This is a genomic window from Streptomyces sp. NPDC088261 (assembly GCF_044740805.1).
Taxonomy (GTDB): domain Bacteria; phylum Actinomycetota; class Actinomycetes; order Streptomycetales; family Streptomycetaceae; genus Streptomyces.
On record NZ_JBIURL010000024.1, the window covers coordinates 15,299 to 28,378 of the forward strand.

General features: G+C 71.8%; 7 protein-coding genes. 3 read left to right on the forward strand and 4 right to left on the reverse strand.

Annotated features, from left to right (window positions below):
• Positions 1–28 precede the first annotated feature (28 nt).
• Together ACIODU_RS31135 and ACIODU_RS31140 are read right to left on the reverse strand one after the other, a co-directional pair.
• The gene (locus ACIODU_RS31135; RefSeq protein ID WP_401771971.1) at positions 29–3,127 is read right to left on the reverse strand and encodes a discoidin domain-containing protein; all 3,099 of its coding nucleotides are present in this window, start codon (positions 3,125–3,127) and stop codon (positions 29–31) included.
• 212 nt (positions 3,128–3,339) lie between these two features.
• Positions 3,340–3,813 carry a VOC family protein gene (locus tag ACIODU_RS31140; RefSeq protein ID WP_401771973.1) on the reverse strand — a complete coding sequence of 158 codons (474 nt, stop codon included), beginning with the start codon at positions 3,811–3,813 and terminating at the stop codon, positions 3,340–3,342.
• Positions 3,814–3,954: 141 nt separating this feature from the next.
• On the opposite strand from ACIODU_RS31140, the gene ACIODU_RS31145 reads away from it, so the two are divergent.
• The gene (locus tag ACIODU_RS31145) at positions 3,955–5,577 is read left to right on the forward strand and encodes a Na+/H+ antiporter (RefSeq protein WP_401771975.1); all 1,623 of its coding nucleotides are present in this window, start codon (positions 3,955–3,957) and stop codon (positions 5,575–5,577) included.
• Here the strand turns inward: ACIODU_RS31145 and ACIODU_RS31150 are convergent.
• A complete protein-coding gene (locus ACIODU_RS31150) occupies positions 5,574–7,727 on the reverse strand; it encodes a SpoIIE family protein phosphatase (RefSeq protein WP_401771978.1) in 2,154 nt (717 codons plus the stop codon). The genes ACIODU_RS31145 and ACIODU_RS31150 overlap by 4 nt on opposite strands.
• 289 nt (positions 7,728–8,016) lie before the next feature.
• Here ACIODU_RS31150 and ACIODU_RS31155 point away from each other — a divergent pair, with 289 nt between their 5' ends.
• Positions 8,017–8,181, forward strand: a complete 165-nt coding sequence (locus tag ACIODU_RS31155) for a hypothetical protein (protein WP_401771980.1) — start codon at positions 8,017–8,019, stop codon at positions 8,179–8,181.
• 313 nt (positions 8,182–8,494) lie between these two features.
• On the forward strand, positions 8,495–12,337 hold the full coding sequence (locus ACIODU_RS31160) for an Ig-like domain-containing protein (protein ID WP_401771982.1): 3,843 nt from the start codon (positions 8,495–8,497) through the stop codon (positions 12,335–12,337).
• A 93-nt stretch (positions 12,338–12,430) separates the two neighbouring features.
• Here ACIODU_RS31160 and kdpC read toward each other — a convergent pair whose 3' ends face one another.
• A complete protein-coding gene (gene kdpC / locus ACIODU_RS31165; protein WP_401771985.1) occupies positions 12,431–13,060 on the reverse strand; it encodes a potassium-transporting ATPase subunit KdpC in 630 nt (209 codons plus the stop codon).
• Positions 13,061–13,080: the final 20 nt, after the last annotated feature.

Consider the following 13,080-nt stretch of genomic DNA (forward strand, 5'->3'; position numbering starts at 1 on the left):
CTGAGACCTGTCCGCGAGGAGCGGCGCGCTAGTTCCAGCCCGTCAGCCCCGCCCCGTACTGGTAGAGCGGATTCCCGTACGTGGGCGGCACCGGCTGGCCCGCGTCGATCTTCGCGCGGATGTCCGCCCGTTCGGCGTCGGTCGCGCCGAGGTCGTACGGCAGGTCCCACTTCTCGTTGGCGTCCGCCTGGACGTCACCGCCGCCGGGCTTGAGGACCTGGTCGAGGCTCCTCGGCATCTGCCACGGCAGCTTCCCGCGCGGGGTGTAGTCGCCGAAGAGCAGGGAGGCCGTGGCCGGTCCCACTTCCTCGCCGCCCCGGTAGGTGACCACGATGGCGTCGGCCAGACCGTTCCACTCGCTGATCACGATCGGCCGCGGCAGGGTGAGCACCACGACCACCGGGATGCCCTGGTTCTTGAAGTTCCGGATCAGGGCGAGTTGGTCGGCCGGCAGATAGGGCTGGGTGTTCGGCCACGAGGTGGCGTGAGTGTACGACGGCTCGCCCACGGCCACGACCGCCAGTTTCGGCGCGGGACCGCTGTCCTGGTAGACGTTGACCCCGGCGGTCGCGGCTCTCGCCCTGATCGCCTCCAGCGTCGTCTGCGAACCGTAGTTGGGGTGGAAGTAGCTGGACCAGATGCAGCACGCGGAGCCGTCCGTGGCCCGGGCGCCCGCGACGACGATGTTGTCGCCCCGGTTGAGCCGGACCGGCAGGACACCGTTGTTCTTGAGCAGGGTGTTGGACTCGCGCGCCGCCTTGTTGGCGAGAGCGACGTAGCTCGGCTGGTGGAAGCGGTACGGGCCGTTGACCGGGTCGCCGTACGGCCGGTCGAAGACGCCCAGCTGGAACTTGAGCCGCAGGATCCGGGTCACCGCATCGTTGATCCGCGCGATCGGGACCTGCTGCTGGAAGCCCGCCATGGTGAATCCGGCCGCGCCCGGGTCGGCGCCGCCCATCACGTCGGAGCCGGCGTTGGCCGCGTTCACCCAGGCGCCGGACGGCAGCCAGTCGGTGGTGATGAGGCCCGTGTAGCCGAGGTTCTGGCGCAGGTACGCGAGGATCTTGGCGCTGTCGCCCGCGCCGGGACCGCCCGGGTCGAGGAACGAACTGCCCGCGTAGCCGGGCATGATGTTGACGGCCCCGGCCTCCATCGCCGCCCGGAACGGGATCATGTGGTACTTGATGGTGACCCCGTCGTAGACGATGCCCGCCTCGCCGCCGGCCCCTTCACCGGGCCAGTGCTTGACGGTCGCGAGGACGGAGGCGGGGTTCAGCTCGGGCCCGCCCTGGAGTCCCGCCACCAGCGCGCGCAGCTGCGCGCCGACGGCGTCGGCGTTCTCGCCGCCGCCCTCCTGGATGCGGGGGTAGAGCACCTTGGTGCCGACCTCCGCGAGCGGGGAGAGGGTGCCGCGCGCGCCGACCTCCAGCTGCTCCCTGCGCTGCATGTCGCCGAGTTGGTAGTCGAGCGGGTAGTCCTTGCTCGCGCCCAGCGTGCTCTGGAGCGGGTACGTGGTCTGGTAGCCGGCGGTGGTGTCGCCCGCCGAGACCGGGGGGATGCCGAGCCGCGTCGCGGCCGTCGAGAGCAGGATGTCGTGCAGGTCGCCCGGTTGCGCGGGGCCGAAGTGCCAGCCGGAGCGCGGGAACGACTGGACGTTGTAGAACATCTGGTACGCCTTCTCCTCCGGCGTCATCCTGCCGAGGAGATCGCTGACCCGGGTCTCGACCGGCTGGCGCCAGTCCTCGTACGGTTCCAGGGTCCCGTTCTTGTTGAGGTCCCGCGCGCCGTTGACCAGGCCGACCCCGTCACTGACGGTCTCGACGTCGGGCTTGTAGACGCTGAACGTACGGATGTTGGACGTGGTCTTCGCCCCGGAGCCGCTCACCGCGACGACGTACCACTTGTAGGTCCAGCGGTCGGTGATGTCCCAGGAGGGCGCGTACGTGGTGCCGGTGGGCTCGGCGACCTTGGTGTACAGGTCGAGGAGGTTGCCCGACGCGGTGAAGTCGTAGTCGGTACGGCTGACGTTGAGCCACACCTCGTAGCGGGCGGCGCCGGGGACTGCCGCCCATGAGAACGCGGGCCTGCGGGTGCTCGTGACCATGGCCCGGTCGGCCGGCGCGGAGAGCGCGAACTGGTTGAGGGTGCCGGGGGCCTTGGTGGGCGGGGACAGCAGCGGCGCGGTGGCGGCGGAGCTGTCGACGGACCCGAAGACCTGGAACTCCCAGAGCGAGACGCCGTAGCCGGTGGCGCGCGTCGTGGCGAACAGCCGTACGTAGCGCGCCTTGCCGGTGACGGCCGGCCGCTCGACGCCGCCCTTCCCCGTGGTGGTGGAGTGGACCGTCCTCCAGTTCGTGCCGTCGTCGGACAGCTCGACGCGATAGCTGGAGGCGTACGCGGACTCCCAGTTCAGCTCGACACCGGTGATGGTGGCCGATCCGCCGAGGTCCACCTGCAACCACTGGTTGTCGGCGAACTGGCTCGACCACCGGGTGTCGGTCCGCCCGTCGAGCGCCGCCGCGGGCGCGTTGGCGCCCTCCCAGGTCGACGCGGACACCTGCTTGTAGGCGGAGATGGGCGTGCCGGTGGGGGTGGGGCCACCGCCACCGCCGCCCGCGGTGCCGTACACCTGGAACTCCCAGAGGGAGTAGCCGTAGCCGGTGGCGCGGGCGGTGCCGTACACCCGCACGTACCGCCCGGACCCGTTGACGGCGATCGTCTGGTTGCCGCCTGGGCCGGTGGTCGTGGAGTGGATGTCGGTCCAGTTCTGGTCGTCGCCCGAGACCTGGATCTTGAACGACGTGGCGTACGCCGTCTCCCAGTTGAGGACGACGGAGCTGATGGTGGCGGTGGCGCCGAGGTCGACCCGGAGCCACTGCGGGTCCGCGGCGGCGCTGGACCAGCGGGTCCCCGCGTCCCCGTCGACCGCCGCGGAGGCGGGGGTTCCGGCGTTCTCGGTCGAGGAGGTGGTGACGGCCTTGCCCTGCGACAGCAGGGTGTCGGCCGCCTGGGCGGTACCGGCCGAGGTGGCGGCGGCACCGCCCATCGCGAGGCTCATCGCGACGGCCACCGCGATCAGCGGTCTCCGGCGCCGGACGGTTCGCAGTAACGAGGACAGGAGGCGCATGCGGGTCTCCACGGGTTGTGATGCCTCTCCACCACAACGCCGGGGCACGCTCGGCGACGGCGCGTGCGGGGCGGCTGTCGGTGACTCAGGACTCATCGCTCCGTGGTCGGAAACGACCAAGGAGAGCGCTCTCCCGCGAGAGTGGCTTCATGACTGACCACTGTCAACCCTTGGAACCGTTCCCGGTACGCGATCTCCCGCCGCGCGCCCCCTCAGGCCTCGTCGGCAGCCGCGTACAGGGCGGCGATGTCGAGCTTCTTCATGCCGAACATCGCCTTCATGGCCCGCTGCGCGCGTGCCTGGTCCGGGCCGCTCATCAGCTCCGCCATCGCCGCGGGGACCACCTGCCACGACAGGCCGTACCGGTCCTTGAGCCAGCCGCAGGGGCCTTCCTCGCCGCCGTTCGAGAGCTTGTCCCAGTAGTAGTCGATCTCCGCCTGGTCGGCGCAGTCGATCGCGAAGGAGACCGCCTCGTCGAAGGTGAACTGGGGGCCGCCGTTGATCGCGAGGTACTCCTGGCCGTCGAGCACGAACTCGACGGTCAGGACCGTGCCCGCCTCCCCCGGACCGGCCTCGCCGTAGTAGGAGACGTTCTTGATCTTCGAGTTCGGGAAGACCGAGACGTAGAACCCGGCAGCTTCCTCGGCCTGGGTGTCGAACCAGAGATTGGGAGTGATACGGGGCATGACCGCCTCCTGGTGGCGTCGATGGCGCGCGACTGGTGTCCGCTGTCAGTAGTGACCGTCGCGGCGGCCGGAACTCATCGCGATACGGTATCGGGACAAATCGACTCATGGCGGCTGCGGCGCAGAACGGGAGACCGCTCGATGGCGGGACTGGAGATCGCCCTCGTCCTGGTGACGGCCGTTCTGCTGCTGACGTGGGTGTCCCGCCGTCTGCACGTCAGCGAACCGGTGGCCCTGCTCCTGGGCGGCGTCCTGGTCGGGCTCATCCCCGAGTTCCGTCACGTGCACCTGTCGTCCGACCTCATCCTGCTGATCTTCCTGCCGCCACTGCTGTACGCGGAGTCCCTGAAGATCTCGCTCCACCAGATCCTCGCCAACCTCCGGGTCATCGTCCTGCTCGCGGTGGGACTGGTCCTGATCACCGCGGTGACCGTGGCGGCCACCGCGCACGGCTTCGGCATGGCCTGGCCGCTGGCGTTCGTCCTGGGCGCCGTGCTGGCGCCGACCGACGCGACGGCGGTCGCGAGCGTGGCCCGGGGCATGCCGCGCAGGACGCTCACCACCATGCGGGCCGAGAGCCTGGTCAACGACGGTACGGCGCTGGCCGTCTTCGCGGTCGCCGTGGAGATCGCCACCGGCGAGCACTCCTTCCAGTGGGGCGGGGCCGTCCTGCGGTTCGTCCTGTCGTACGCGGGCGGGGCGGCGATCGGCGCGGCGATCGCGGTGCTCGTGCTGGCCGCGCGGCGCAGAACCCACGACAGCACGATCGAGAGCGGGATCAGTGTCCTCACCCCGTTCGCCGTCTACGTCCCGGCGGAACTGGCCGACGTGTCGGGCGTGCTGGCCGTGGTGGTGTGCGGGCTGATCGTCAGCCGGGCGAGTCCGCTGCTGATGCCGGCCAGCACCCGCGTCCAGAGCTTCGCGTTCTGGCAGGTCACCACCTTCCTCCTCAACGGGTCGCTGTTCGTCCTGATCGGCATGCAACTGCCCGACGTGATCGGGTCGCTCCCCACGCTCGGCCAGGGTGACGTGGTCGCGCTGGCGGCGTCCGTCACGGGAGCGGTGATCCTCACCCGGCTGGTGTACCTGTACACCACGCCGTACCTGATCCGGGCGGTGGACCGGCGCCCGCAGCAGCGGGCCCGCCGCATCGGCGCCCGGCAGCGCATGCCGGTCGCGTGGGGCGGGGTACGGGGCGGGGTCTCCCTGGCGGCCGCGCTCGCCGTACCGACCCTGGCCGCCGACGGTACGAGGCTGGCGGACCGGAACGTGATCGTCTTCGTGACGGCCGTGGTCATCGTGGCGACCCTGCTGCTCCAGGGGCAGACCCTGCCCGCGGTGATCCGGTGGTCGCGGCTGTCCCCGGACCCCACCGAGGCCGGCGAGGAACTGCTGGCGCGCCAAGAGATGACCGCCGGCGCGCTGGCGGCGCTGCGGGAGCGGGCGGAGCGGTGCGGGGCGCCGCCGGAGGTCGAACGGCACCTCGCCGAGGAGCTGGAGTCGTACGCGGAGAGCCTGCGCGGGACCGGACCACCGGCGCACCACACCGAACTGCGCCTGCGTCAGGAGCTGATCGGGGTGAAACGCGCCCGGCTGGTCACGCTGCGGGACGCGGGCCGCATCGACGACACCGTGCTGCGGCGGGTGCAGGAGACGCTGGACAGCGAGGAGACCCGGCTCAACCTGCGGATCGCGGAGGGGCGCGCGACGGCGGGCGGGCTGCGTGCCCAGGGGGAGGGACGGGACGAGGGCGGCACTCCCTAGATCCCCTGGGCCCGCTCCGAATCGGCCACCGAGCGCAGGAGCAGCAGGGCGATGTCGTCGTTGCGGACCGGGCCGCACGGCCCCGGGAGCAGCAGGTCGTCCGCGAGGGCGTCCAGGGACCGGCCCTCGCTGCGGGCCAGGCGCCGGGCGACCTCGTCCACCACCTCGTCCATGTCGACTCCCGGGCACTCGACGAGACCGTCGGTGTACAGCATCAGCAGGCTGCCCGGCGGCAGCGCGACGTCCACGGTCTCGTACCTGGCACCGGACTCCACGCCCAGCAGGACCCCGGCCGGCAGGGGGATCGTCTCGGCGCGCCCGCCGGGCGCGTACAGCAGCGGCGGCGGGTGGCCCGCCGTGACCAGCCGGGCCCGGTGGGCCGCGAGGTCCACCTGGACGTAGAGGCAGCTGGTGGACAGGTCGGGGGCGAGGTCGGTGAGCAGGCGGTTGGTCCTGGCGAGGACCTCACCGGGGGCCGCGCCGGCGGTGGCGTAGGCGTGGACGGCGGTACGGACCTGTCCCATCAGCGCCGCCGCCGTGACGTTGTGGCCCTCGACGTCGCCGATCACCGCCGCGACCGTGGTGTCGTCCAGCCGGATGAGGTCGTAGAAGTCGCCCCCGATGTCCATGCCGTACGTGGCGGGCAGATAGCGCCCCGTCACGTCCAGGCCGGTGACGCCGGGGAGCCTCTGCGGGAGCAGCCCCTCCTGGAGTCCCTGGGCGAGCTCGTGCTTGGCGTCGTACAGCCGGCCCCGGTCGAGCGCCTGGGCGATGAGTCCCGCCAGTGAGGTGAGGGCCGCGCGCTCCTCGTGGGGGAAGGGGTGCGGTTTGTCGTACGCGAGCAGGCAGACGCCCACGGTACGGCCCGACGCGATGAGGGGCAGGAACGCCCAGGCGCCCTTCGTCGTCCGCGAGATCACTTCGGGGAACGCCTCGGCCAGCTCGTCGCGGGTGGCGAAGAAGCCAGCGGTCCCGGTGCGGGCGACGAGCGACGCCGGGCTGACGCCGGAGACGTGCAGCGCGTCGAAGCGCTCCAGGAGGTCGGGGCCGAAGCCGTGCGAGCCGATGATCCGCAGCCGGCCTTCCTGGAGCGTCGCCAGCGCCACCGCCTCGGCGTCGAAGGCGCTCACGATCTGGTCGGCGATCAGCTCGACGACGTCGTCCACCCCGACGGCCTCGGTGAGGGAGGCGGCCAGGTGCATCAGGTGGTAGAGGGTGCCGGGTCTGACCGGCGCGGGGGTCTCGGTGTGCGGCGGCTGCCGGGCGCCCTCGGGTTCGCCGGAGGGGGCCGGGGTGATCACGACGCTGATGCCGGAGGGGTCGGGGTGGAGGCGGAAGGTCAGCCAGGTGTCGGGAGGGCGCAGGGCGGTGAAGGTCATGGGCTGCTGGCTGAGCACCGCCGACCGGTAACGGTCCTCGAACACGGGGTCGTTGAGCCACGGCAGTTTCTCGGCGGGAAGGAAGCCGACCAGGTCCGCCGGGTCCCGGCCGACGAGTTCGCCGGCCCGCGGGCTGATGAAGACGATCCGTCCGTCCAGGTCCAGGGAGCAGGCCCCCTCGGGAAGGCGCGCGGCGAAGTCGACGGCGGCCAGGGCCTGCGCGGGTCCCGGCGGCTCGGAGGGGCGCGGGGACAGGACGCGCGGCTCGGGGCCGATCAGGGTGGAGCGGCCCCGGGCCGCGGCGCGGCGGCACACTGCCGCCAGGTCCGCGCAGGCCGTCTCGGCGGCGGTCCGTTCGGCCTCGCTGAGCTCGGCGGGGTGGGTGCCGGGCCAGAGCAGGACCAGCGCGCCCCAGACCGTACCGCCGCTCGCGATCGGGGCCGCGATCATAGCGAACGAGTACGGCAGGATCAGCCCGGTCCGCGGGTAGTGGCGGGACAGCGCCCCGTCGGGGCTGAGCCACACCAGCCGGCGCTCACGGGTGGCGTCGGCGACCGGCACGGAGGCGGCCACGGAGACCCGCTCCCACGGCCGGGTCACGGTCTGGGGCACCCCGGTGGTGACCACGAGCCGCAGGATCTTCCGGTCGCTCGGGGAGAGGAGCCACACCCCGCCCGCGTACGCGCCCGTGTCCCGGACGGCCCGCTCCAGTACGGAGTCCAGCGCGAGGCCGGGGCCCGTACGGGAGAGGAAGGACATCGGACCGGCCATGCACGCTCACCTCCGCCCCTGGTGGGCGGCCCACCGGCGCCGCCGGAGACCACGCGCGTGCCCGAACGGACACTGTGGGCCTTACAAGAACAATAAGCGATGAGCCGTATATACGAAGAATGTCCGCCCCCAGCGCGAACGGTTCTAAAATGGTGCGTACAGGGCCCCAGGCCGCCGTGGGCGGGCGTGCGTTTCCGCCACTCTTCGCACTCACCCGCCTACCGGATGTATGCGATGTGACACGCGGCCCCGCGGGCGAGGCCGGGCAGTGGCAGGAAAGGGGCTCGCGATGAGCGATCCCATCGACGACTGGACCTCCCGCCTCCAGGACATGGCGGGCGAGAAGGAATCCGGCACCGAGGACGCACGGCGCTTCGTCAAGGATCTCTACACGGCGGCGCAGGTCGAGCAGGACAGGACACGCGCGCAGGCGGAGTTCGAACGGGAGGAGTGACACGGCGCGACATGCGCCACCGGCACATGCCAACCGCCGTACCGGGGGCCGCGCCCCGTTTTGGGTTCATGTAACACGTTTCACGAAACAGCAGGTCAGAGGCGCGGCCTGACATATGCCCAGACCTCACCTTTCCGCCCGCTTTACATGACGTCACCGTCAAAAGCAGGGAACATCTGGGTTTCCTCACCCCACAGAGGTAGTTGAGATGTGAACGTTCGTCCGGCTGCGATCACTCGCGGCAGCCGAGACGTCGGACTCATCCGCGCGGACGCCAGTCGCCCGCGCACACCGAAGTGAGGTCAGGCAACAGGTGGACATATCAAGACCCACGCGGACGTGGCTGCGTCCGCTCGCCGGAGGAACAGCGGGCCTGCTGGTCCTGGGCGTTCTCTCGATGACCGGGGCTCTACCGGCCGCCGCGTCGGACGGCCCCTCGACGGGCCCCGGCGCGTCGGTGGTTCGCTCGGGTGACGGATGGACCGTGACCCGGGCCGCCGGCGGCTATGTCGTGTCGCTGAAGCTGGACACGGAACTCCCCGTCAGGAGCGACCTGCCCGAACTGGTCGCCGACGGTACGGATCTCGGCCCCGCCAAGGAGTCCCGCGACGGGCGCACCCTGACGGTGACGACCTCCGATCCGTCGGTCGCCACGGCCGGGAAGGTCGACTGGCGGTGGTCCACCGGTGGCGACAGCACCGCCACCGGGCCGACCGGCCTCCTCTCCGCGGGCGCCCAGGCCAAGGCCAGGAAGCTGACCGAGTCGACGGCGAAGGCCGACGCCGAGGACAGCCCGGGGACCGGCGTGGTCGCCCAGGGCGTCGGCGGATCGGGGACGACCGCCGACGATCCCACGACCATCGGCCAGGGCTCCTACACGGTCGCCGACTACAACTTCGGTACGCAGTCGATCCCGCTCACCAACATCGGCGGGATCCGGGGCGAGTTCGAGGGCCGGATCTACCTGCCGACCGACGGCAAGGCGCACCCGGTCGCGGTCTTCCTGCACGGCCGGCACAGCTCCTGCTACAACACCACCACCCTGCGGGGCGCCAGCGGCTGGCCCTGTCCGGTGGGTACGGCCCCGATCCTCAGCTACGCCGGGTACGACGCGGCCGCCGAGGCACTGGCGGCGGACGGCGTCACCGTCGTCTCGATCTCGGCCAACGCCATCAACGCCAACGACAACCAGCTCGCCCCCGACAACGGGGCCAACAGCCGGGGCCAGTTGGTCCTCGACACCCTGGCCATGCTGAAGAAGGCCAACGCGGGTGAGCCGGTCGCGTACCACGACGCGGCGACCGACCAGGACGTCACCCTGGCCCAGGCCCTCGACGCGGGCGACGCCACCCACCCCGGCGGCACGGTGACGCCGCAACAGCTCGTCGGCACCATGGACTTCGGCTCGATCGGCCTGATGGGCCACTCGCGGGGCGGCGAGGGCGTCGTGTCCGCCGCCGCGCTCAACGCGGGCCTGCCGCAGCCGTGGCACCTCACGTCCGTACTCCCGCTGGCCCCGGTCGACTTCACCCGGACGACGCTGCCGGACGTGGTCACCACCACGATGCTGCCGTACTGCGACGGTGACGTCTCCGACCAGCAGGGCCAGCACTTCTACGCGGACTCCCGGGACGCGTTCCCGGACGACGACGTCCTGCGGTCCAACGTCTGGGTCATGGGCGCCGACCACAACTTCTTCAACTCCCAGTGGACCCCGCCCACTCCGGGCGGCTCCGACGACTGGTCGAGCACCGCGGACGCCGTCTGCGGGACGAGCGCCGCGGCGCTGGCCTCGGGCAAGAACATCCGGCTCACGGCGGCTCAGCAGTACCAGGTGGGCGCCGCCTACCTCGCCGGGTTCTTCGAGGCGACCCTCGGCGGCCGGACCCAGTTCCGGGGCCTGTTCGACGGTTCCGAGCTGGTGCCGCCGTCGGTGGCCGCCTTCGCCGACGTCCGTACGATCGCGCAGCAACCGGCCTCGGCACGGCGGGACCTCGCCTCGTTCAAGACGACCAGCCCGCTCATCGGCACCACGTCGACGGCCACGGCCACGGTCTGCGCCAACAAGTCGGGGCGTACCGTTCCGCAGCCGTACCCGCTCTGCACCAACCCGGGGAGCACGCTCACCAACCAGCAGCTCCCGCACTGGACCCCGGCGTCGTTCGCCCCGAACGTGCCGCTGAACGTGATGACGCACCTGACGTGGACGGCGGCGACCGGCGCCCTCGGGGTGACGCTCGCGGCCAACGCGCAGAACGCGTCGCGCTACGACGAGCTGAGCGTCGGCATGTCGCCGGACGAGAGTGTCACCACCGGCACGGACATGACCCTGAGCGTGGCCGACGCGTCGGGCCACACGTGGAGCAGCCCGGTGTCGGCCCTCAACCCGTGGGGGGTCACCAGGATGCCGGCGAGCGGCTCGACGACGCTGGGCAAGATCGTGCTCCAGCAGGTACGGGTCCCCACCGCCACCCTGGCCGCCGCCGGGCTCGATCTCACCCACCTCACCAAGGTCACCTTCACCGGGGCCGTCGGCGCGGACGGCGTACCGGGCGGCGGGGTGTACCTCTCCGACCTGGGCTTCAACAACAAGGCGCTGGGGACGCCGAAGGTCCAGGCCAGGCCGACGGTCAACGTCGCGTCGACCAGGGCCGAGGAGGGCAACGGACCGGGCGTGTCCACGGCGGCGGTGTACCTGTCGCGGCCGAGCACGGCCCCGGTCTCCGCGTACCTCACCGTGGTGGGTTCCGCGACCGGCAAGGTCGGGCTCGCCATGCAGAAGGTCACCTTCGCGCCGGGCACGACCTGCCAGGTGACCGACATCCCGGCGACCGGTGACACCGTGCCGGGAACGGCCGCCACCACCGCCTTCAAGCTCGGGGTGTCCAACTCCACCTCCGCGGTCCTGGGTGTCCAGGACTTCGGCACCCTCACGGTGCGCGAGGACGACGGGGTGACCGGCACCGCGACCGCGGCACCGCCGGTCGGCGTCCAGGGCGATCCCTGCGCGGAGTACGAGGCGCTCTCCCGGCCGGGAGCGCTGACGGTCGGCGACCCGAAGCCGGAGCCGGGAGCCGCCGTCACCCTCGGCGGGTCCGGCTACCGCGCCGGGGAGAGCGTGGCGTTCACGCTCGGCCCGGTCGCGCTCGGCAGCGCGCTCGCCGGCGGCGACGGTACGGTCTCGTTCCAGGCGACCGTCCCGGCGGACCAGGCCTACGGCAGCGCGCAGGTCAGCGCGGTCGGGGCGGGGTCCGGCTACACCCGTACGGCGTCCGTCGAGGTCCTCGCGACCACCACGACGGCGCTCACCCTCTCCCCCGCCGCGCCCCGGATCAACGAGGCGGTCACGCTCAGGGCGGCGGTCACCGGGGCGGGCACCGACGGCGCGGTGGTCACCTTCCGCGACGGCGCCACCGTGCTGGGCTCGGCCCCCGTCGACGGCGGGACGGCGTCCCTGCGGATTCCGTCCGGTTTCAAGGCGGGGACGCACTCCTTCACCGCCTCGTTCGCGGGCTCCGCGTCCGCCGATGTGTCGGCGTCCGACCCGGTGGGGCTGGTCCTGACGAAGGGCCAGAGTTCCCTCGCCATGTCGCTGGTGGCGAACTCCACCCGCTACGGCCACGCGGTCTCCGGGGTCTTCGCGGTGGCCGGGGCGAAGGAGGGCACGGTGAGCGTCACGTACGGCACGGGGTCCGGCCTGAAGGCGAAGGTCGGGGCCTCGGGAACGGGTACGTTCACGCTGCCCGCCTCCCTCGCCGTCGGCGCGCACACGGTCTCCGTCTCCTACGACGGAACGGACTTCGTGGCTCCGAGCGGGATCGCCTCGCAGAAGCTCACGGTCCTGAAGGCGAAGACCACCACGGCGCTCAGCCTCTCCAAGACCAAGCTGGCGCGCGGGAAGTCGCAGACCGTCAAGGTCACGGTGGGCGGGCACAGCGCCGCCGCGTACCCGTCCGGCACGATCACGGTGACGGCCAAGGTCGGCGGGAGCACGACCACCAAGAAGGTCAGCCTGTCCACCGCCAAGAAGGGTGTGCTCAGCTTCTCCGTCACCCTGCCGAAGAAGAAGGGCACGGCGACCGTGACCGCCGTCTACGGCGGCAACGGCAGCTTCCTGTCCAGTACGTCAACGCCCAAGAAGGTGACGCTGACCTGAGCCGGAGGGCCTAGCGCAGAAGGGGGGAGGGGGTCCGGTCCCATCCGGGCCCCCTCCACCGCGTGTCAGGGCGGCCCGCCGTCGGATCGGTGCTCAGCTCAGGGCCGCGAGTTCGTGGTTCAGTTCCACGACGTTGACCGCCCGCTGGCCCAGGAAGCCCGCGTTCCGGCTCTTCACGTGGTGCGAGACCGTCTCCCGTACGAGGTCAGGGCTCAGCCCGCGGGCCCTGGCGACCCTGGCCACCTGCTGGTGCGCGTACGCCGTCGAGATGTCCGGGTCGATGCCCGAGCCCGAGGACGTCAGCGCGTCGGCGGGCACGGTCTCCGGCCGTACCCCGTCGAACGCGGCCACCGCGGCCCTGCGCTGCCTGATGGTGGCCACCAGCCCCGCGTCGTTGGGGCCCAGGTTCGAGGCGCCGGTGGCGGTCGGGTCGTACCCGGCGGTGCCGGCGGCCGGCGGGCGCGGCTGGAACCACCGGGGGTCGGGGCGGCCGGTGGTCTCGCCTTCGCGGAGCGGCAGGGTGAAGTTCTGGCCGATCAGGCTGGAGCCGACGGTCCGCCCGCCGTCCTTGATCAGTGAGCCGTTGGCCTGGTGGGCGAAGAGCCCCTGGGCGATCCCGGTCAGGGCCAGCGGGTACGCGACGCCGGTGATCACACTGAACAGCAGCAGCATCCGCAGCGCCGCCAGATGCTGCCGGACGACGGAGGAGAGGGAGGAGGGCATGACGGGGCGTTCTCCTGGGG